This window comes from Pseudalkalibacillus sp. Hm43 (assembly GCF_051842935.1).
Lineage (GTDB): Bacteria > Bacillota > Bacilli > Bacillales > Fictibacillaceae > Pseudalkalibacillus.
Genome location: NZ_JBPXRR010000001.1, coordinates 1,174,416 through 1,195,507 on the forward strand (window position 1 = coordinate 1,174,416; position 21,092 = coordinate 1,195,507).

At 43.3% G+C, this 21,092-nt stretch carries 21 protein-coding genes; 17 read left to right on the forward strand and 4 right to left on the reverse strand.

All coding sequences use genetic code 11. The features are described from left to right. Positions 1-102: 102 nt before the first annotated feature. The 5 genes from ACSVDE_RS06210 to ACSVDE_RS06230 all read left to right on the forward strand — a co-directional run bounded on the left by ACSVDE_RS06210 (position 103) and on the right by ACSVDE_RS06230 (position 4,170). Positions 103-243: an acid-soluble spore protein N gene (locus ACSVDE_RS06210; RefSeq protein WP_439300064.1), complete on the forward strand. Its 141-nt coding sequence runs from the start codon at positions 103-105 to the stop codon at positions 241-243. Between the two features lie 147 nt (positions 244-390). Then, positions 391-900 carry a hypothetical protein gene (locus tag ACSVDE_RS06215; RefSeq protein WP_439300065.1) on the forward strand — a complete coding sequence of 170 codons (510 nt, stop codon included), beginning with the start codon at positions 391-393 and terminating at the stop codon, positions 898-900. A 164-nt stretch (positions 901-1,064) separates the two neighbouring features. After that, entirely contained in the window at positions 1,065-3,410 is a 2,346-nt protein-coding gene (locus ACSVDE_RS06220; RefSeq protein ID WP_439300066.1) for an AAA family ATPase, read from the forward strand. A gap of 11 nt (positions 3,411-3,421) precedes the next feature. Next, the gene (locus ACSVDE_RS06225) at positions 3,422-3,856 is read left to right on the forward strand and encodes an acyl-CoA thioesterase (protein ID WP_439300067.1); all 435 of its coding nucleotides are present in this window, start codon (positions 3,422-3,424) and stop codon (positions 3,854-3,856) included. A gap of 8 nt (positions 3,857-3,864) precedes the next feature. After that, the gene (locus tag ACSVDE_RS06230; RefSeq protein ID WP_439300068.1) at positions 3,865-4,170 is read left to right on the forward strand and encodes a hypothetical protein; all 306 of its coding nucleotides are present in this window, start codon (positions 3,865-3,867) and stop codon (positions 4,168-4,170) included. Positions 4,171-4,260: 90 nt separating this feature from the next. Here the strand turns inward: ACSVDE_RS06230 and ACSVDE_RS06235 are convergent, their stop codons facing one another. Beyond that, on the reverse strand, positions 4,261-4,557 hold the full coding sequence (locus ACSVDE_RS06235; RefSeq protein WP_439300069.1) for a HesB/YadR/YfhF family protein: 297 nt from the start codon (positions 4,555-4,557) through the stop codon (positions 4,261-4,263). A gap of 193 nt (positions 4,558-4,750) precedes the next feature. On the opposite strand from ACSVDE_RS06235, the gene ACSVDE_RS06240 reads away from it, so the two are divergent. Next, positions 4,751-5,617 carry a GDSL-type esterase/lipase family protein gene (locus tag ACSVDE_RS06240; protein WP_439300070.1) on the forward strand — a complete coding sequence of 289 codons (867 nt, stop codon included), beginning with the start codon at positions 4,751-4,753 and terminating at the stop codon, positions 5,615-5,617. A 653-nt stretch (positions 5,618-6,270) separates the two neighbouring features. Here the strand turns inward: ACSVDE_RS06240 and ACSVDE_RS06245 are convergent. After that, complete coding sequence (locus tag ACSVDE_RS06245) at positions 6,271-7,674, reverse strand: Na+/H+ antiporter NhaC family protein (RefSeq protein WP_439300071.1); 1,404 nt, start codon at positions 7,672-7,674, stop codon at positions 6,271-6,273. Positions 7,675-7,801: 127 nt separating this feature from the next. On the opposite strand from ACSVDE_RS06245, the gene dat reads away from it, so the two are divergent. The 4 genes from dat to ACSVDE_RS06265 all read left to right on the forward strand — a co-directional run bounded on the left by dat (position 7,802) and on the right by ACSVDE_RS06265 (position 11,565). Beyond that, the gene (dat, locus tag ACSVDE_RS06250; RefSeq protein ID WP_439300072.1) at positions 7,802-8,650 is read left to right on the forward strand and encodes a D-amino-acid transaminase; all 849 of its coding nucleotides are present in this window, start codon (positions 7,802-7,804) and stop codon (positions 8,648-8,650) included. Between the two features lie 331 nt (positions 8,651-8,981). Then, positions 8,982-10,472, forward strand: a complete 1,491-nt coding sequence (locus ACSVDE_RS06255) for a DEAD/DEAH box helicase (protein ID WP_439300073.1) — start codon at positions 8,982-8,984, stop codon at positions 10,470-10,472. Between the two features lie 32 nt (positions 10,473-10,504). Beyond that, the gene (locus tag ACSVDE_RS06260; RefSeq protein ID WP_439300074.1) at positions 10,505-10,996 is read left to right on the forward strand and encodes a metallophosphoesterase family protein; all 492 of its coding nucleotides are present in this window, start codon (positions 10,505-10,507) and stop codon (positions 10,994-10,996) included. A 23-nt stretch (positions 10,997-11,019) separates the two neighbouring features. Next, positions 11,020-11,565: a GNAT family N-acetyltransferase gene (locus tag ACSVDE_RS06265; protein WP_439300075.1), complete on the forward strand. Its 546-nt coding sequence runs from the start codon at positions 11,020-11,022 to the stop codon at positions 11,563-11,565. A 32-nt stretch (positions 11,566-11,597) separates the two neighbouring features. Here ACSVDE_RS06265 and ACSVDE_RS06270 read toward each other — a convergent pair whose 3' ends face one another. Further along, positions 11,598-13,190 carry a Na+/H+ antiporter gene (locus ACSVDE_RS06270; RefSeq protein ID WP_439300076.1) on the reverse strand — a complete coding sequence of 531 codons (1,593 nt, stop codon included), beginning with the start codon at positions 13,188-13,190 and terminating at the stop codon, positions 11,598-11,600. 181 nt (positions 13,191-13,371) lie between these two features. On the opposite strand from ACSVDE_RS06270, the gene ACSVDE_RS06275 reads away from it, so the two are divergent. The 6 genes from ACSVDE_RS06275 to ACSVDE_RS06300 are packed head-to-tail and all read left to right on the forward strand — an operon-like array spanning position 13,372 to position 18,896. Then, positions 13,372-16,989: a dynamin family protein gene (locus ACSVDE_RS06275; RefSeq protein WP_439300077.1), complete on the forward strand. Its 3,618-nt coding sequence runs from the start codon at positions 13,372-13,374 to the stop codon at positions 16,987-16,989. After that, a complete protein-coding gene (locus tag ACSVDE_RS06280) occupies positions 16,982-17,167 on the forward strand; it encodes a hypothetical protein (protein WP_439300078.1) in 186 nt (61 codons plus the stop codon). Before ACSVDE_RS06275 ends, ACSVDE_RS06280 begins: the two co-directional genes overlap by 8 nt. A 14-nt stretch (positions 17,168-17,181) precedes the next feature. Beyond that, the gene (locus ACSVDE_RS06285) at positions 17,182-17,442 is read left to right on the forward strand and encodes a DUF2533 family protein (protein ID WP_439300079.1); all 261 of its coding nucleotides are present in this window, start codon (positions 17,182-17,184) and stop codon (positions 17,440-17,442) included. Positions 17,443-17,500: 58 nt separating this feature from the next. Then, positions 17,501-17,833 carry a thioredoxin family protein gene (locus tag ACSVDE_RS06290; RefSeq protein ID WP_439300080.1) on the forward strand — a complete coding sequence of 111 codons (333 nt, stop codon included), beginning with the start codon at positions 17,501-17,503 and terminating at the stop codon, positions 17,831-17,833. 20 nt (positions 17,834-17,853) lie between these two features. Further along, positions 17,854-18,396, forward strand: coding sequence for a DUF402 domain-containing protein (locus ACSVDE_RS06295; protein WP_439300081.1), 543 nt, complete (start codon positions 17,854-17,856; stop codon positions 18,394-18,396). A gap of 50 nt (positions 18,397-18,446) precedes the next feature. Then, positions 18,447-18,896 carry a CBO0543 family protein gene (locus ACSVDE_RS06300; protein WP_439300082.1) on the forward strand — a complete coding sequence of 150 codons (450 nt, stop codon included), beginning with the start codon at positions 18,447-18,449 and terminating at the stop codon, positions 18,894-18,896. A 27-nt stretch (positions 18,897-18,923) separates the two neighbouring features. On the opposite strand, the gene ACSVDE_RS06305 is transcribed toward ACSVDE_RS06300, so the two are convergent. Further along, positions 18,924-20,084 carry an aminotransferase A gene (locus tag ACSVDE_RS06305; RefSeq protein WP_439301941.1) on the reverse strand — a complete coding sequence of 387 codons (1,161 nt, stop codon included), beginning with the start codon at positions 20,082-20,084 and terminating at the stop codon, positions 18,924-18,926. Positions 20,085-20,225: 141 nt separating this feature from the next. Here ACSVDE_RS06305 and ACSVDE_RS06310 point away from each other — a divergent pair, with 141 nt between their 5' ends. Then, positions 20,226-21,056: a sulfurtransferase gene (locus tag ACSVDE_RS06310; RefSeq protein ID WP_439300083.1), complete on the forward strand. Its 831-nt coding sequence runs from the start codon at positions 20,226-20,228 to the stop codon at positions 21,054-21,056. Positions 21,057-21,092 lie beyond the last annotated feature (36 nt).

Below are 21,092 nucleotides of genomic sequence, written 5' to 3' on the forward strand. Positions count from 1 at the left end.
GCAGGAGTGATCCTGTTTTTTCTTTTGTACATTTTCTTACAAATTTCTTCTTCAAGTTTCTTTTGAAATGGGGAACGATAAGACGGAAGGGAGGCTGATGAATTGAGCAATCCTAAACGTCATCCAAAAGACTTCGTTCCGAACCACATCGGGACGCAACAAAAACCGGCTGGTGGGAACAAGGGGAAGCAGATGAGCAACAAGTCCGATGAACAGCCGGACTATGCTCCTCCAAAAGGATAAGATACCGAAGTGTGCAGTGAATGGCTGCACACTTTTTTCAATCAACAAAAAAATCATCATTGAACGGACTAAAAATTGTAGAAACCCTCTATAAACTGCTCTCTGAAACGAATTCTTTTGAAGAACGAAGGGGGAGAAGTGGAAGATATGACAGTACAAGCAATGATTCAACCACTTGATGTAACAAATCGGGACAAACAAGATCCTTTTTATAGAAAACTCGAAATCCATATGCAAAGACTCGGTCATCTCATTCCTTTCAAAGAGCAATTGAATTGGGATTCACCTATAACAACGATCGATCTCGGAGATCTTGAAACGTTGAAAAATTTCAGGAAGAAGACGGCCAAGAATGATGGCGTACTTTTGCTTTATGCAAAGCTCACGAAAGGCACGATTTATCAGCACATCATCTTACACCCGAACAACACGGGCATATACCTGCCATTCCGTTTTGAGGATCCATTCTATATGTCGATCGGGAGTAAGAAAGTATGGATCGGTTCTTCTGTAAGGCTTCTTGAAGAATTAGGTTGGTTGGAAATGTCGATGTCTGAAGAAGAAGACAAATCGATCGTTTCCTATTGGAATAATCTGAGGAAAGCTTGTGAAGCATCAGTTGAACATACGACTCCGATCATGCTTCAATCATCGTGAATAAGGTTTGTCTGTAATCTGGTATTCAAACGGATACTCAAACCGCTTTTATAAAGAGCTGCCATACGGAATGGCAGCTTTCTTTATGCAATCGTCAGTGCAGAAAGTAGCCCTGTTCGTATGATATAATGATTCCGATTGGGAAATGCAGGTGGTGAAAGAAAATGAATGCAGAACGAATACAAATACAAGATATTCAGAAACAAATCAACGACTTATATAGAAAAAAACAATATCCACCTAATGCGGAGATTGAATTGCTGAAGTATCTTCAATCCGTTGAAAGCTGGAAACAGACGGAGAACGAAGACGAAGGTACATTGAATCAATTGATGGCGCAATTGAATGCTTTGATCGTTAAGGTAAGGATGGAACGAACGCACAGTATCGATTCGTCCATGAAACAACGGCTTGATCTGACAATGAAAATTGGAGAACAAGACGTCATCGTACAGGATGTGGCATACAACTACGCCTTGATTGAACTGGACGATTGGATTCAATCCATCAACCTGCCGGTCATCCGGGAAACAGACAATGTTCCTGCAAAACGAAAAGCAGCGGATGATGCCATTTACACCTCAGAGGAAGTACAAAGTAAAAAGCGCCACATCAAACAACTTGTGGAGCAAGGCAGACATTCTTCAAATGTTTTGAATGAACAGTCTAAGATTCAAACGATAGAAGAACAAGCCGAACAAGTGGACCGTTTATTCGATTTGTTCAGCCGTCTTCATGAAGTTGCGGATGAATACCGTTCTTCCTTATCCGGATCATTCCACCCATCTGCTCTTCAATCGGAAATGAAAGAGCTCATAAATGAATTCAAGATGATTCAAGAAAAGTGGCTGGAAGAAGCCGAAAGGGAAAATGATTCGAGTACGGCACTCATGCAGTTGAACGAAATGATCGGTATGGATGAAGTGAAAGAACGGGTCCACAAGCTGTATCAGTTCTTGCAATTCCAAAAGGTACGGCAGCAAAAAGGGTATCGAATGAAAGATGAATTGAGCTTGAATATGGTTCTGACAGGACACCCGGGTACAGGGAAGACGACAATCGCACGTCTTCTCGCTAAATTGTATCATGATCTTGGGATTCTCCCGAAAAGCGAAGTTACAGAAGTGGACCGCTCACAGCTTGTAGGCGCGTATGTCGGTCAGACCGAAGAGAACACAATGAAAGTGATACAACGGGCTGTCGGTGGTGTCTTATTCATTGATGAAGCTTATACGTTGAAGCGCGAAGGCGCATCAGGTAATGATTACGGACAGACAGTGATCGATACACTCGTGTCCGCCATGACGAATAGTGAATATGCGGGTCAATTCGCCGTCATCCTAGCAGGGTATCCGGAAGAGATGAGACAGTTTCTACAAATGAATCCAGGCTTGCAGAGCCGGTTTCCTGAAAGCAATCACATCTATCTTCCACAATATTCGAATGAAGAGCTCTTGCAAATTGCCGAAAAGGTCGCTTTTGAAAACGATTATACTTTCACTCCTGATGCTCTGAAGAGAATGGAAGAGAAAATCGACTATGCAAGAGTCGACGAATCATTCGGAAATGCCCGGACTGTAAGGAACCTCGTACTGGATGTCATTTTTCAAAAAGGGGCGAACCTTCCTGCAGACCAGGATCTTACCGCTCAGGATTTGACGTTGATCGTAAAAGATGACGTACAAATCAACACGTCTACTTATGAAGAAGATCCAGATGAGCATCTCGACCAGCTTGTCGGCTTGGAAAAGATAAAAAGTGAAATGCAATCGCTGAGTTCGTTCATTGAAGTTCAACAAATGAGAAGGGACCGTGGTTTGCCATCCGTGCCGATCCAGCTTCATTCCGTATTCGTCGGTAACCCTGGAACGGGAAAGACCACCGTCGCGTCTATTTATGCGAACCTGTTAAAAAAGAAAGGATTTTTAAAGCGGGGACATCTCATCGTAGCTGGCCGTTCCGATCTAGTAGCCGGCTATACGGGTCAAACCGCGATCAAAACCCGAAAGAAAGTGAGAGAAGCGCTTGGAGGGGTGTTGTTCATCGATGAAGCGTATTCTCTTTACACAGGTCAAGGTGCAGACTTCGGAAAAGAAGCAATCAACACGATGGTTGAAGAAATGACGAAGCATAATGAAAATCTTGTCGTCATTTTAGCCGGTTATCCGAAAGAAACCGAGCAGCTGCTCAACAGTAATCCTGGACTCTCTTCACGGTTCAAGAAGTTTTTCCATTTCGAAGATTATACGGTGGAACAATTGATTGAAATCATGGAAAGGTATTCCGATCGTTACGGTTATTCGTGGGAGGCGTCCACAAAGGACTACTTGCTGAAACGCCTCCAAGAAATAGACATCGATGGGAATGGTCGTTTTGCGACAGATTTAATCGATACCGCAATCCAGCTCCAAGCACATCGTATTATGAAAGCGAGCGAGGACTTGGACGAAAATTCACTCAAACAGTTGAAACAGATCGATTTCGAAAAAGCGATACTAGAAGTGAAATAGGGGATGATATCGTGCATGTAACACATACTGAAATAGAAGTCCGATATGCGGAAACGGATCAAATGGGAGTTGTCCATCATGCCAATTACCTTGTCTGGTTCGAGCTAGGTCGGACACGCTTCATCAAAGAACTCGGTTTCAGTTATCCGAAAATGGAAGAGGATGGTGTACTTGCACCTGTTACGGATATCAATATTTCTTACAAGAAACCGTTCCGTTATGGTGATACGGCTACGATCAAAACGTGGCTGGATGATTATACGGGTCTCCGTGCCATTTACGGCTACGAAATTTATAATGAACAAGATGAACTGTGCATAACAGGCACATCTTCACATGTACTTGTAGATAAGGAAACATTCAAACCATTGATCATGAAAAAGGTCCTTCCAGATTGGCATAAGGCATATAAGGAAGCAATGAAGCCTTTACAACAAGAAAGGTAACGAACGGAATGGCATTTGGGATAAAAAGAGATGAGTTGCAGTCATGGAAAGAGAAAGTAAATCAAAATCAAATTGCTTTTCTGACGCATTATTGGATAGATGAGCGGTTTCCGGACTGCAATACAGTCACAAAAGTAGGATGCAAGGATCTTCAGAAGTTGTTCGAATGGGGACAACGCTATGGGTTGAAAAAAGAGTGGGTTGACTACCGATGGGACTTTCCTCATTTTGATCTAGTGGGGGAACGGCAATTGAAAGTGCTGAAAGCAGAAAATCAATGGGAGCAGATTGAAAGATTCAAATTGGATGGTTGATCGGTGTGAGGGGATTGTGGTTGCGACATGCCCTTCCCGCGGTAAAGTGAGAATTTTTCCCCGCGGGAGTATGTGCATGTAGAGTTTGCGTTAATCTTGTTCCGTATATTCGTAAGATATTTCATCGTATTTACGGCTATACTTGATCTTCAAATCATGATCGTTGAAATACCAAAGGTCTTTGTCTTCAATGAAGAAAGTAACACCATCGGATTCGAATGTTTTCGCAGGTTCGAATGGGTTTTCTTTTGAAATACCCAAGGAATAACCTGACTGAACGGTACTACAACCGCCTACTCGTGCGAAGAATCTGACGTGATCACCTTCTGATAAGTCTAGTTCATTGATGAACCATTGAACGGCAGGTTTTGTAATTGAGAAATCCATTGTCGATCCTCCTTATCCATTTATCGAAATTACAATACATCATCTGATTCGGATGCAATAACTGTATCAACAGCCTATCGGGAATGCAACCGATTTGCAATCACAATGTACTACGGTTTATATTCCCGTTCATAAGGTAATTTAAAGCATAAATCACAGAAAGATTTCCATAGATCGAGGGGATTTTATGAGTATGAAAAAATGGATATTCCTGGTCCTTGTCCCTCTGGTAGCTATTATCGGTCTTCTTTTATTCATAAACAACCCGGAAGAGGAACCAGAATCCGATCCGGTAATCGGTCCGATCGTAAACGAACCACCAGAAGAAGAGAAGACTGAAGAAGAGAAGCCGGAAGAGGAAAAGAAAGAGGATAAGAAGGACGATAAGAAGGAAGAAGAAGTAACGGAATCCGTCATAGAGGATGTCCATATTGTAGGACTAGGGGATTCTTTGACGAAAGGATCAGGAGACAAGACGAAAGGTGGTTATATCCATCCCGTTTCTCAATACATCCAAGAACAATCTGAGGAGAGCGTTAGTCTGAAGAACTTCGGAATCCATGGACTACCTAGTAAAAAACTCGTACCGAAAGTCGATGAGGAGAACGTCCGCGAGCATATTGAAAAGGCGGATCACATATTCATCACCATCGGTGGCAATGATATATTGAATATCGTGGAGTACAACTTTTTCAGTCTGAATATGGACTTGTTTGAAACCGGGAAGGTGAGATATAGGAAAAACCTGTTCGTCATCGTCCAGACGATCAGGGCATTGAATCCGGATGCCAATGTGTATTTAATCGGAATGTTCAACCCTTTCCATAACTTCTTCCAGGATATCAAAGAGATCGACGGTGTCATCGAAGATTGGAACAAAACTGCGGAATTAGTTGCAGATATCAATGATAATACGCAATACATTCCAGTCGACGATATCTTCATTGAAGAAGACAGTGACGAACTGTTTGCGAATGACAAACTGCATCCGAACCAAAAAGGGTACGTGAAGATGGCAAATCGGATACAGGAGTATTTAAATTTACCTGAGGATGAATGAGATTAACAGGTTTATTTCAGAGGTGCAAACAAGTAAATCTCAAAGAGAAACGCACTGGATTTCACATTGGAATTCACAGTGCGTTTTTTATTGTTATATCAGCCCTTCCCTAAACTTTTGTGCCTAATTTACATATGAATTCACATACCATTTCACAAGGGCTGAAACAATTATTGGAGGGCTGTGAATTTAGATGTGATTTGTGTTGTACGGACAGGAGATCCGTTATTTGTGACAAAAACGCTCCTTTCGGGGTGCAAACGGACATCAGAGACGCTATTCTTTAAAAAGTATATGGTTTTTAATGATTTTGGCCCAAATAAGGTACCATATGTCCGTTAGGTTTAGTAAAAGTGAATAATGTATAGAAATAAGGTCCTCAATGTCCGTTAGATTTATGAATTAGTCATTCTTCATCAATTATCAGGTGCACTTGCTGAATAAGTAACTGGTTCCATTAAGACTCAAGAGTGGACTCTAGAAGTATGTGTTATACCTTGTGATTTAGTCTGTGATTTTGCGTTATGCACCTCACAAGTGAACCCATTATGAATGAGATTCTCAGGTTTTTTATTAGGCTGTTTTCGCAAACTTTGTTGCTCTTGATCGTCGTTGATTTCCGTTCCAGGATGCTCGCTTTTTAGAAAAAAGATTTATAAGATGAATGTAATCCCAGCGTATAGAAGGGCTGAAATGCCAACTGCAATGAGAGCAGCTTTCAATTTGAAACGAGCATACTCCATCACCTGGAGGTTCAAAATTCGGCTAACGGTATTGATATCATCACTCAAGGGAGAAGCGAACGAACCGAATGTACCACTTGCAAAAACAGCACCGATCACAAGTGGCAAGGAAACGTCAGCGAGAGCTGCCATGGATATACCGAGGGGCATGAGGATTCCCCATGTTCCCCAAGCAGAACCAATGAAATAGGATACTGCGCAACCGAATAAGAACAGAATCGGGGGCACGAGGATCGGTGGAATCCAGCTGGCATTTTCCGTGATGAACGAAGAAAACCCGAGATCCTCTGTAACAGAAGCCAATCCCCAGATGACAGATAACAAAAGGATGACCGACATCAAATTGTTTCCACCAAAAACGAAGCTCTCAATCAATATCTTCAGCTCGAATTTCTGGAACAGGAACAAAAAGACGGTCAAGAGTGTGGTGATCAATAGTGCAATGACCATCGCATCCAAGACGTTCGCCTTGATGAAAGCCTGGAAGAAGCCATAGCCTTGCTGAGCTCCGTCGTACCATGTGAGAGCTAGCGTCAATACGATGACAAGAAACAGGGGCAACAACAAATTGACCGGCTTTGAAGGAAGATCAAGGGAAACGGCCGGATCACAGTTGTGCCAATCATCTTCGTCACCTTCATCAGCTGGTTGCTCCTGTTCACCATCAGATGAATGATGGAAAAAGCTCAAGTAAATCCCCACAAGGAAAATGGCAATTGCGAAAAAATTGAAAGGGATACTCTGGATGAACAAAGAATAAGGGTCACCCTCTAATTGTTGGTTGTGCAAACCGAGCTCGATGACCGACACCATATAACCGACGAAGGCTGTGGCGATCGGTATGAGGACGATGATGGGAGTGGTCGTCGTTTCAATCACGAATCCAAGCTCTTTTTTCGTCATGCTCACTCGCTTCATCAAGGCGCGCATGATGGGTCCGATGGTGACAAAACGGAAGCTTGGTGCACTGAATGTTCCGAGGGTTGAGACATATGTTAGGAGTATAGCTTCCTTTTTAGTATCGACCCTTTCAGACGCAGCTTCGACGAAGCCCTTGATCCCACCTGCGATCTTGATCATACCGACGAGTCCGGAAAACACGTACAGGAAAACGATGATCTTGATGTTATTCTTATCAACGAGAGCAGTGACCAGATAGGTCAACATCGTTTCAATTCCTCCGATGACAGAAGGATTCATCAAGTATGCTCCGGCTATCAAACCGACGAGAATCCCTGGAAGGACTTGTTTGGTCATCATCGCAATCGGTATGACCAGCAAAAAAGGTATAATGGAGAGCCAATTTCCGTCCATAAATAGACCACCTATTAACTGAAATGTTGTATACTTGAAAGAACATTTTTTACGTACTGAAAGAACTTCTTTTAGCTTGTGAAGTGGGTTGAATATTATACTGTATAAAAAACGGAGGGGAACGGAAATGATCCTAGTACAAGATCAACTGATGGAGCAGTCCAAACTACATATTGAAATGGAAGACAGAGGATATCAATTCGGAGATGGCATTTATGAAGTCATCCGAATTTATGATGGACAGTTCTTCGGAATGGATGAACATTTGGTGCGACTGCAACGGAGTGCCAATGAAATCCAAATGCAGCTTCCCTTCTCGTTAGAAGTCCTGAAAGAACGACTAATGGAACTGGCTGTTGCCAATTCGATCAAAGACGGTCAAGTGTATTTACAGATCACACGAGGAGTAGCAGAGCGCACGCACCATTTTCCGGATCATGCAAGCGGTATCCTTGTCGCTTATACGAAAGAAGCGCCACGTCCTCTCAATAAAATGAAGGAAGGCATTTCAGTCATCACAACAGAAGATATTCGCTGGTTACGTTGTGATATCAAGAGTTTGAATTTGCTTGGAAATGTATTGAGTAAACAAAAGGCGAAGGAAGCGGGCTGTGATGAAGCGATCCTGATTCGGGATGGGATCGTGACGGAAGGTAGTTCTTCCAATGTGTTCATCATCAAAAATGGTGAATTGTTCACACACCCAGCGAACAATTATATTTTGAATGGCATCACAAGGAATGTGTTGCTTGAACTCGCGAAACAATCGGCTATTAACGTAAAAGAAAAAACATTCACGAGGGATGATCTGATGAATGCTGATGAAGTCATCATCACGAGTACCACTATGGAGGTTTCGCCCGTCGTCACGATCGATGGAAAACAGGTTGGCGATGGCCAACCGGGTCCTGTAACGAAGAAGCTTCAAGAGAAATTCAATCAACGTATTCAACAAAATCAAAGTGTAGAAAATTGATTTCTTGTGTTTCTTCATTAACCATGGTATATTTTAATTTGAATTCAATAACCGGTAGCTCATATTAAATCGTAAACGTAGTGAGGCACTTCCGGAAACGGGAAGTGCTTTTGTATGTCTTATGGCATGTTTTGGTTTACGGTATTGGAAGCTGTGGAACTTTCAATAATAAGAGTAATGGTATTAGGAAAGGCATTGTTAGTTACTTATTGAAAACATATAGATTTTGATGACAAATATCCTCAAAGGTGAGGAATTTTTGGTTGACGGTAGAGCCGAACGTCAACATGACATGCTAACGCTGCCTTATTTAAAAAAGGAGTTAGATGATTTGACAACATTTAAAGATTTAGGAATTGAAGCACGTACGTTAAAAGCGATTAATGACATGGGATTTGAAGAACCGACACCAATCCAGAGAGATGCCATCCCTGTAGCAATCAAAGGGAAAGATTTGATCGGGCAAGCTCAAACGGGTACAGGAAAGACTGCCGCATTCGGTATCCCGATTATCGAAGCAATCGATAAGGAAGAAACAGGTGTCCAATCATTGATCGTAACACCGACACGTGAACTTGCGATCCAAGTTGCTGAAGAGCTTAACAAAATCGGACACCATAAGCGTATTCGTACGCTACCGATTTACGGTGGTCAGCACATCGGATTGCAAATCAAAGCATTGAAGAAAAAACCACAAATTCTTGTAGGTACACCTGGTCGTCTTTTAGACCACTTGAACCGTAAGACGATCCGCCTTGGCGAATTGAAAACCGTCATCCTCGATGAAGCGGATGAAATGTTGAACATGGGATTCATTGATGATATCAAAGCGATCCTTGGTCAAATTCCAGAAGAACATCAAACGATGTTGTTCTCTGCAACTATGCCAAAAGCGATTCAATCACTTGCGAACCAATTCATGAAAAAGGACCGCGAAATCGTCCAAGTGAAAGCAAGTGAAATGACGGTTACGAAAATCGACCAACGTTATGTGAAGGTCCATGAAAAAGAGAAATTCGATGTCCTTTGCCGTTTGTTGGATATCCAAGCACCTGAACTTGCCATCATTTTCGGTCGTACGAAAAAACGTGTAGACGAAGTGACGGATGCATTGAACAAACGTGGGTACTCTGCGGACGGTATCCATGGTGATCTTTCTCAGCAAAAACGTGACCGTGTCATGAAGAAATTCCGTACAAATCGTGTGGACATCCTCGTTGCGACAGACGTTGCAGCTCGTGGTATCGACATCAGTGGCGTGACACACGTCTACAACTTCGACATTCCTCAAGATCCAGAAAGCTATGTACACCGAATCGGTCGTACAGGTCGTGCTGGTAAAACAGGAGTGGCAATCACATTCATGACATCTCGTGAATTCGATCACTTGAAGACGATCGAACAGATCACGAAGAAGCGCATGGAACAAATGACGATCCCTACAACGGATGATGCCCTGGAAGGTCAACAACGTATGGCTGCGGATCAACTGACGAATACCATCAAAAATGATGATCTTGAATCATATCATGCTGTTGCAGATGAACTGCTTTCCCAATATAATCCTCGTGATTTGGTAGCTGCAGCACTTAAAGGTTATACGAAAGAGCCGGATAAGACGCCAGTTGACATCACACCGATCAAGCCGTTGGATTCCAAGAAAAAATCCAATAAAGGTGGCGGCGGTCGACCTTACAACAAGCATAAAGGAAAAGGTGGACGTCCTCCAAAGCGTGGCGGCGGTAACCGACCTCAGAACAGCCGTTCTGGTGGCGGCAGACAGAACCGTTCTCACCGTTCTTACAAGCAACGAGTGAAATAAGACAATTTCAGTGAAACAGGAAGTGATGCTTCATGAAAAAAATCCTCCTGTTAGCGGATACGCATTTACGAACTTCTGGGAAACCTTTCCCAGAAGTTCTTTTAACAGAGATGGAAAAAGCAGACCTGATTTTACATGCAGGAGATTTCATGGATTCAAGTGTTTTGGAAGAGTTGATGAAATATGCACCAGTCGAAGCGGTGTATGGAAATGTGGATTCCGATGAACTGCAGGAGCGACTTCCCCATAAGAAAGTTGTGGAAATAGAAGGTTATCGAATTGGACTCGTTCATGGTCATCTCGGAAAAGGAAAAAGTACACCGAAACGCGCTTTACGTGCATTCGAAGAAGAGGAAGTCGATGTCATTGTGTTTGGACATTCCCATATTCCTCATCATGAAGAGGTGGACGGTATAATCCTTTATAATCCAGGATCAGCGACTGCCAAACGATTTCAAAAGAATTATTCATATGGTTGGCTTACGATTCATGACTCTCTCCAAATTGAGACACACTATTTCTAGACCTGTCGACAGGAGGGATTAGTGTGACGTTGAAACGTGAACCCCATGTATATACATTTGAAGCGAAAGACGGTAGTGTTGTGACGATTCGACCAGCTGACATTCGGGATGCTGAGCACATCATCCAGGCTGCAGAATCAATTGTCAAAAGCCGTTCATTCATCCAGAAAGAGAAAACGCGTACCATCGAAGAGGAGCGTTCCTTTATAACTGATGTGAAACTGTCGGACAACATGTACGCTGTTGTTGAAGTGGACGGTAATATCGTCGGTATTGCAAGGGTGTTGAGAGGTGAGCTCGAAATGAAGCGGCACTGTGGCGTTTTCCGGACTTGGATAACGGAAGAAGCTCAGGGCAAAGGGATCGGGACGAAAATTATGGAGTATACGCTTGAATGGGGGAAGACGGAAGGGCTTCATAAGCTTTGGTTGACGGTCTTTTCCAACAATCCAATTGCCTCCAAATTGTATGAGCGATACGGATTCGTTCATGAAGGCACCCAGAAAGATCAGCTTTGCATAAAAGGGGAGTACGAAGACGAGATTTATATGGCGTACTTCTTTCATTGAGCAACTCTAAAAAAAGGAATGACCGGGATGGGTCATTCCTTTTTGTGTTCATGAAGGGCGACTTGGTCACCCATGTCTTCCCGTTCGAGAAGATCTCGGATGAAGCGCTTCTCTTCCTCTGTTATTTGATTGGAGATAAGATGCCGGCGTTCCAACTGCTCAAGCGCTTCGTGCTCTGCATATAGAGCTTGTTTGATCGCACGGGCAGTCGATTCTTTTCTCAATTCGGGTTCCTGTTGATAAAGTCGTTCCAGTTCCTCATTCAATTCCTTCAATTCTCCGTCATATTGATCGACCAATTTATTGTAGACGATGGACGACAATGTCCCTTCAGCCGTCATCCTCTCCAACTGTTTACGCCCTGAATGATAACGGTAAATTCGGCTTTGAATACGATCATACTCCAATTTTTCCTCTTTCGTCGCCTTTTCACCTAATAAGGATACGAGCGGCTTGATTGTTAATCCTTGAACGACAAGGGAGAAGAAGACTACTCCGAAAGCAAGCATCAGAATCTCTTCACGAAATGGAAAATCAATGGGTAGGCTGAGTGCAAGCGCAAGTGATAGAGACCCTTTCAATCCGCCCCAATTGAAAATGTGCTTCCAGTTTTTCGGCAGGGAGCGGATGAAACTGATCGTGCTGTACACGGCGATGCTTCTCGCAAGCACAACGATTCCGATCGCGATGAGTACTTGAATCCAGTTGACGGAATGGACCATCCGCGTGATTTCGAGACCTACGAGCAAAAAGACGAGAGAGTTGGCCACGAGTGAAGCGACATCCCAAAAGGTCCGGATGCTGAGGCTCGTTGTCGGGCTCATCCCGATGCGGGTTCCGAAGTTACCGAAAATGATTCCTCCGATGACAACGGCGATCACCCCGGAAACATGGAAGGCTTCTGCCACGAAAAAGGATCCATAGAACAATAGCATCGAAAAGACGATTTCTAATGGGTAATCATCAAAAAAGGTTGTCAGTCTGGAGAAGAAGTAACCGAACGCGCCACCGACTAGTAGACCTCCGATGACGACTTTGAAAAATTCGCCTAAGGCGATGCCGATGCCACCCGTCCCAGCGTCGAGGATCACATCGTACTGATAAGCAGCAATCGTGAACAAGACGACAGCCAAACCGTCGTTGATCAGACTTTCACCTTCCATGACAGTCGAAATCTTGTGATTGACACCCATCGATTTGAAGATGGACAGCACACTGATGGGATCCGTCGGGGCCATCAATGCCGCGAAGACGAGTGCCGCTTGGATGGAGAGCCCGAGAAACAAAGCGGTCATCCAACCTGCGGTGACGAATGTAATCAATGTACCGATGACTGCTAGCAGCAAAATCGGCATTTTGTTTTCTTTTAAATGAGAAAAAGGCAAGTTCAGTGTTGCTTCACCGAGCAAAGTCGGTAGAAAGATCGAGATGATCGCAAAGTGGAAAAACTCATCTTCTGCAAATGTCTCTTTCAATTCTTCTAATCCACTGTATGGCATCAGACCGATCACGACACCAATGATGACCAGGGCAATTGGATACGGCTGCCTCCACTTTTTTGCGACTGCAGTAATTCCTGCGGCGATTGCTAACAATAATAATACGAGTTCGAATTGTGTTTCCATATGTACTCCTCTCCCAAAATTGTCCAATAAGTCTTGTTCGTTCTCAACGGCTCCATTCTATATCTTTCCAAATTCTTCATCTTCTATTATATCGAAAACAGCAGGACAAGTTTAAAGGAACGCACAGAAGTTGGTAAATATGATAAAGTAAGAATAAAACGATAAAAAATCAGGTGTTAACATGACAACGAATAGACAAAACAAAACGAATATCTGGTTGGACCGCTTTTATCAAATGGACCAACATTTTGCACAGAATCAAGCCGATCAAGCTTTTTTACATAAAATTCGTCAGCTCGCTCAGAAAGCGGATGCTGAAGAAATCACGATTGCGTTTTGTGGACATTTCAGTGCTGGTAAATCCAGTATGATCAATACGCTCATGGGCGACGATATGTTGCCGTCATCTCCAATTCCGACAAGCGCCAACATCGTCGCTTTGAGGGAAGGGGAACCTCGGGTGATCCTGACCGATCAACATGGTAAAAAGATCGCTTATGAAGGTGAGATGGATCTAGATGAAGTGAAGAAAGCTTCTAAAGATGGTGAAGGGATACGTACCATCGAAATCCTTAAGCATCACCCTTTCTTGAATGATGATACAGTGTTGATGGATACACCGGGAATCGATTCAACGGATGATGCCCACAGGATTTCAACGGAATCCATGCTCCATCTGGCTGACGTGATCTTTTACGTGATGGATTACAACCACGTTCAATCTGAACTGAATTTCGAATTTACAAAGGAAATGCAGGATCTCGGAAAAGAGGTCTATCTTGTCGTGAATCAGATCGACAAACATAGTGAGAAGGAGCTTTCATTTGCGGACTTCAAGCGTCAGACGACTGAAGCTTTCATGCATTGGGGCGTGCGACCGAAGGAAACCTTTTTTACGTCGTTAAAAGCAACAGATCATACTGAAAATCAGTTGGATCGTCTACAGCAAGAATTGAAGCAAATCAAAGCGAACAAGCAAGCTTATATCCGAAAAACACTGGAATCGATGAGCGCACAAATCATCAATGAATATTTGGAAAAAAAGTATCCTGATGTTGATGAAGGAAATCAAAAGGATTCCAAGTCATTGATCCATGAGATCGAATCGTTCGAAGATCAAAAAGCGGCATTGGAAGAGCAGGATCAGAAAGTGGAAAAAGAGTTCCACGCCGAATTGAGAAAACTGATCGACAATGCACGTGTTGCCCCATATGAAGTGAGAGAACTGGGGAGAGCGGTGCTTGAGAGCCTGAAGGAAGACTTCAAAACGGGTCTTTTCTTCACAAGGAAGAAAACGGAAGAAGAACGCGAATCGCGAATCAAACGCTTTGTCGAAGCGGTCAATGAGAAAGCGAAAACGGAATTGGAATGGCACTTGAAAGATGAATTGCAAAAGCAAATGAAAAAATTGAACGTCCATGATGCAGACATCGAAAACAGCATCCTGGAAATGGAGCATAAGTTCGAGCCAGAAGATATATGGCGTCTCCAACAAAAAGGGGCGACGTTCAACGAAGCATATGTGCTTCAATATAATCGTGATGTCGAGGATGATTTAAAGAAACGGTACCGAAAAGATGTTGTTCAGTTGTTCGAGAAAATCAAAGAAATGTATTTGAACGAACAAGTGAAACCCCAACAAATGAAGTTGAACGATGAACTTCAACAGTTGAAGGTAGAACTTGAAAAGGTGAAGGGGGCTTCGGTTGAAAACGACCTTTACATGCACGAACAGGAAACGCTCCGCCAACTGCTTCATTCAAATGAAGAAGCGAACGGTACGGAAGAATGGTTTAAAGACGTACTAGATCACCTTCAATCAGAAGTTGAAGAAGGAAAATGGATCAAACAGCCAGACAAGCATGAAGCAGATGCAGCTGATTTTACAGTTGAAGAAGAAGAAATCGTCGAAGGGTCAACAGTTAATATTGAACAAGCTGCTTCCCAGCTGGATCAGGCGAGTGAACTACTAAGTGATTGGTCATCTCTCAGTGACTTGACGAAACGGATGAAGGAACGTTCTGGAAAAATCAAGAACAAAGAATATACGGTCGCATTGTTCGGCGCATTCAGTGCAGGAAAATCATCCTTCGCTAACGCCTGGATGAAACAGGATGTCCTTCCTGTATCACCGAATCCGACTACGGCGACGATCAATAAAATTTTACCTGTGACCGATGAAAACAAACACGGAACCGTCAAAATTCAACTAAAATCGGTCGAAATCATCTTAGAAGAAGTGAATCATTCGTTACAACGCTTCGGAAAAGAGTGTAGAACCCTCGAAGAAGCGGTTGAGGTCATTCAAACGCTTGATAGTGAGAAACCGGGCCCTCATTACAACTTCTTGATGGCTGTATCGAAGGGATACGCGGCTATGAAGGACTACCTAGGTTCAGAACAGATCATCGATCATGAGAACTTCGGTTCGTTTGTGGCACAAGAAGAACGTGCATGCTTCACAGAATCAGTGGAACTGTATTACGATTGTGAACTGACCCGGGAAGGGATCACGCTCGTGGATACGCCAGGTGCGGACTCGATCAATGCGCGTCACACCTCCGTTGCGTTCGAATATATCAAGAACGCGGATGCGATCGTTTTCGTGACCTATTATAACCATGCATTCTCGAAAGCGGATCGTGATTTTCTCATACAGCTCGGCCGTGTAAAAGATACGTTCTCAATGGACAAAATGTATTTCGTCATCAATGCAGCCGATCTTGCGAAAGATGAAGAAGAACGGGAAGCCGTCGTCGATTATGTAAGGTCCCAATTGAACACATACGGCATCCGGCACCCTCGTATGTATGCTTTATCCAGTAAGGAAGCTTTGAATGAACGTAAAGGAGAGTCGAAAGAAGATCATTCGAAATTTGGTTCATTTGCGGAGTCCTTCCATACGAACACCATCCGTGAACGGGACGACATTCTACAGCAGCAAGCCAATCAATTACTGCAAGCAGCGAAAGATCGCTTAACGGAATGGATCCAAAACGCACAAGCGGATAAAGAGACGCAAGCCGCTCAAAAAGATCAACTGAAAACAGATCAAACTGAGATTGAAGAGAAAATCCATTCTAGCTCGACGAAACCATATGAAAAAGCAGTTGTCCAAGAAACGAATGAATTGCTCCATTATGTCGTTCATCGTTTGATGCTCACGTTCAATGATGAATTCAAGATTGCCTTCAATCCATCCGTCCTTTCACAGAAAAATGTAGGGAAAGAACAACTCCTACGCTGTTTAGAGGAATTGTTGGAATCGATGGCGTTCCAACTATCTCAAGAATTACGGGCGACGACATTACGCGTGGAGAAGAAATTGAATGACCAGCGTCTCCAATTCTTTGATATGATTGCGGATTTCACATCTGCAAAAAGCCAATATGAATACATGGAGATGGCTGAGCTCTCGATTGAGACGCCAGAAGTCGAAGCAGTTTGGTCCAAATCAACACGTGAAAACTTACGACCTTCGTTGAAGCGGTTCAAAAATCCGAAGCAGTTCTTTGAAGGGAATGGACGCGATGAACTTAGGGAAGAACTTTCTGAAAAGTTCCTACCTGAACTACAGATGGTCGTCGATCGCTTCACAGAACAGTTCAACCTTTTTTATAAGGAAAAAATGACGGATGAATTGAACCGACTCAAAGAACAGATGATAGATGAAATTCAGCAATACTATATTGGTCTGATCGAATCATTCGGTTCGAAGGAACAATTGGAAACGTTGCAAACGATGAAACATGAGCTTGACCAAATCATCCAACAAGAGGTTCGTGTCAATCATGAATGAGGAACGTTTCCATTGTTGTGCGACCTGTATCCATTTTCGGGTCGATAAGAAACCAGGTTCCATTACGTATTTTTGTGAGCGACTCGGCTATGAAACGAAGCCGGATTATCGGTTCAATTGCTGGAAGCCGAAAGAACATGTAAAAAAACTGATGGATAAGAAAAATAGGGAAGATTAAAAGGAGGAACGTACATGTCTGTACATCACGAGATTTCTAAACATAGCAATGATCAACATGCAAGAGTACGTCAATTCGCTCAACTCGACGAAAAACGGGAGCAATGGATCGAGATCGCCTTGAAGAAATGCAAAGCGGATGATGATTTTTCAGAAGCGCTCGTAAAAATCAATGAAGTTACCGAGCAGATCAATGAGCTGGCGAGGAAAGGCATCGTTCCACAACGTAAGAATGTAACGAAAGACATGATCAAAGAATATTGTCAAAAGCAATAAAGAGCGAAGAGTGTGATGGTGTACATCGCACTCTTTTCATAAATTTCGGAGGTAAACCATGAAAGAAATGAAAGAGCTTCATTCCATCGAGGCAGTGAATCACTTTGTAGAGAATCATCGTTTGAGCTTCATCTATATTTCAAGAACGAATTGCAGCGTCTGTCATGCCTTACTTCCAAAGGTCCGTGAGATGTTGGTTGATTATCCGGAGATCCAGATGGGCCATATCAACGCAGATGAAGTGCCAGACATTGCAGGCCATTTTTCCATTTTCACCGTTCCAGTCCTGTTACTGTTCGTAGAAGGAAAAGAATACATCCGAGAAGCAAGATTCGTACAGATGGATGCGTTGGAATCTCAAGTGAGCAAAATATATGAATTGAATACTTGATTACGTGAGGAGAGGGGCACATGTTAAAAAGATTGTATGGAAACCGTCCGGGTTGGACGAGGCTCATCGATCACCAATATGCACAAGCGTTCATTGAGGAAGATGACTTCACAGGTCATCTTTCTTTGTTAAAAATGAACAGTGTGACCGAACCGCTGATTGTAAAATACGATAACAGTGAAGTATGTATCATCGATGACGGTTACTGCTGGCTTCAGCACTTCCCGATTGGTGAACATTATTCCGTCACGACGATGTATGATTCAACGGGCACGCCAGTCCAGTGGTATATCGATGTATGTGAACAGATTGGATTTGATGAAGGGGTTCCATGGTTGGATGATCTGTTTTTGGATCTGGTCATCCTTCCATCTGGTGAGATGATCGTGAAGGATGCTGATGAACTGGAGGAAGCACTCCAGAAAAAGATCATCAGGACATCACAATACGAGAAAGCATGGACTGAGTTGAATCGCCTGAAAGAGCAGGTCCAGCACGGGACATTCCCTTTGTTGCAGAAATCCTCTTTACATAAGGATCTTCTTTATAAAAAACTGTGCTAGGTATAAAAACAGCTTAAATTGCTCAAACCTTACATAAGGAGTTGAGCGAAATGTTCATCAATACGTTGTTCGGTTTGTTGATCCCGTGGATTGCAGGGATCTTTTTGTTAAAGAGAGACACGAAAATCTTTCTGTTGATTGCACCGTTTGCGGCTGTTGTGGCGTTTACGTTTGATGTTGTCGGCTTCCATTTGAAGTTTTGGCGAATCGATCCAAAGCATGATATAGAGACTTTCGCCGCATTACCGATGTATTTCGGCGTCTATCCGATCCTCACGGGTTTCCTTTTCTACTTCATTAAACGTTCGGGATGGAGCCCGATTCTCTGGATTCTTTTATTCACTTTGTTGACGACGATCATTGAGTATACGGGAGTGGTGATCGGCATGGTCCATTATTACAACGGTTGGACGATCCTCTGGACATTCGTTTCCTACTTACTTGCGTATATCGTCTGTTATGGATACTTTATCTTGTTGAAAAAATATGTGGATGTATAGCAAAACGAGCAGGGGATGCCTGCTCGTTTATTTTTCGAGTCGATTAAGGAAGCGTTCTAATCTGTCGAGACCTTCCTTCAGCTGATCTTGATGATACGCATAGGAAATCCGGATATAATCGTCTCCGTAATCGGAAAATGCAATACCTGGAACGACTGCGAGCTTTTCTTCCTCCAACAGTTGGGTTGCGAAATCCCATGATTTCATGCCATATTTTTTGATTGAAGGGAAGAGATAGAATGCGCCACCTGGTTTATGGATTCCAAGACCCATGTCTTGAAGGCGCGAGTAGGTGTAGCCCAACCGCTGTTCATAAATCTCCCTCATCGGCTTCGCATCATCTTTACCATTTGTTAGCGCTTCGACTGCGGCAGACTGGGTGATTGAAGATACGCACGTCACGTTGTACTGATGAACTTTGAGGATATGCTGTGTGATATCAGCATCCCCCAATAAAAATCCGATTCTCCATCCTGTCATCGAGTGGGATTTCGATAGCCCGTTGATGACGATCGTCTTCTCCCTCATGCCTTCATACGTGGCGATGGATTGATGTGCTTGATCGTAAGTCAATTCACTATAGATCTCATCAGATAGGACGAACACATTTGTATCTTTCAAAAGGTGAGCGATTTCTTTCCTTTCATCATGCGATAACGTCATCCCAGTTGGATTGGAAGGGTATGGAAGAATGACGCATTTCGTCCGGTCCGTCATGTTTTTTTCAATAAGTGATGCAGTCAGCTTGAATTCCGTTTCCCTCGTATCCACGTGGACCGGCTTTGCACCACATAAGCGGATGACCGGCTCGTAACCAGGATAGACGGGTCCCGGCAATATGACCTCATCTCCTTCGACGAGGATCGTGCGCAGCGATATGTCGATCGCCTCACTTGCGCCGCTCGTGGCGATGATTTCGTTTTCGGTCTCGTAATCGAGATTGTATTTTTCTTTTACAAATCGTCCGATGGCGTTTCTTAGTTCGATCGAACCTGCGTTATGTGTATAGGTTGTCTTGTTTTCATCAATTGCCGTTTTACCGGCTTCTTTTACATGTTCCGGTGTTGGGAAATCCGGAAGTCCTAGCGTCAAAGAAATGGCATCAGGATAAGCGGAAACTCTGTTGAAGAACTGCCGGATGCCTGAAATTTGTATCTCTTTCACTCTTGGATTGATCCATTGCTCCATATGTAAAACGACCTCTCTTTCTTCATCTAACTGAAGTTTAATCGTTTGTACAGCACCCGTCAATGAAGGTGTCCATTCGTTTGTCATCGGCAAGTCGATTCAGATACAATGAAGAAAATGAAAAGAGTAGGTGAATGGATCATGAAAAATATCGTATCAGTGGATTGGTTGTATTCATGGCTCGATGACGAAGGTGTCATTCCCGTAGATTGCCGGTTTTATTTGAACAATAAAGACCAAGGACAGGAAGAATATCATGATGCTCACATTCCGGGTGCGCATTATGCCGATCTCGAGAAAAACCTTTCGGGTCCAGTCAGAGATCGTGGTGGACGGCATCCGTTACCAGATCTGGACCAATTCGTCAGTTTCCTGGAATCGATGGGAGTGGATGAAACGAAAACGGTCGTCGCATATGATGCACAGAACACCGCAATGGCTGCCCGACTCTGGTGGATGCTGAAATATCTCGGTCATGAAAAAGTTTACGTGTTGGATGGAGGCTTCCAGGCTTGGGAGAAAAAGAATTATCCATTGACGGAAAAACTTCCGGATGTCGAGAAAACCACGTTCAAACCAGACATCCAGGAAGATATGGTTGCAGATCTGGATGAAGTAAGGGAAGCGACTGACAAAGAAGATATCGTGTTGATCGATGCAAGAGATGAAGCAAGATATCTTGGTAAATCTGAACCGATCGATGTAAAAGCAGGACATATTCCTGGGGCTCGCAACCGCTTTTTCATGGACAATATCGAGCAAGGAACTTGGAAATCAACCGATCAATTGAAGGAACGGTTCGAAGCGGAGGACAAGCCAGTCATCAATTACTGTGGGTCAGGGGTCACCGCATGCGTCAACGTACTTGCTCTTGATGAAATCGGTAAGAAAAGCAAGTTATACGTAGGTAGCTGGAGTGACTGGAGCTCATATGATGAGCACGCAGTTAAGACGGAACCGAACGAGAAATAAGGATGATATTTATTAAATTTCACGTACCGTACTGAA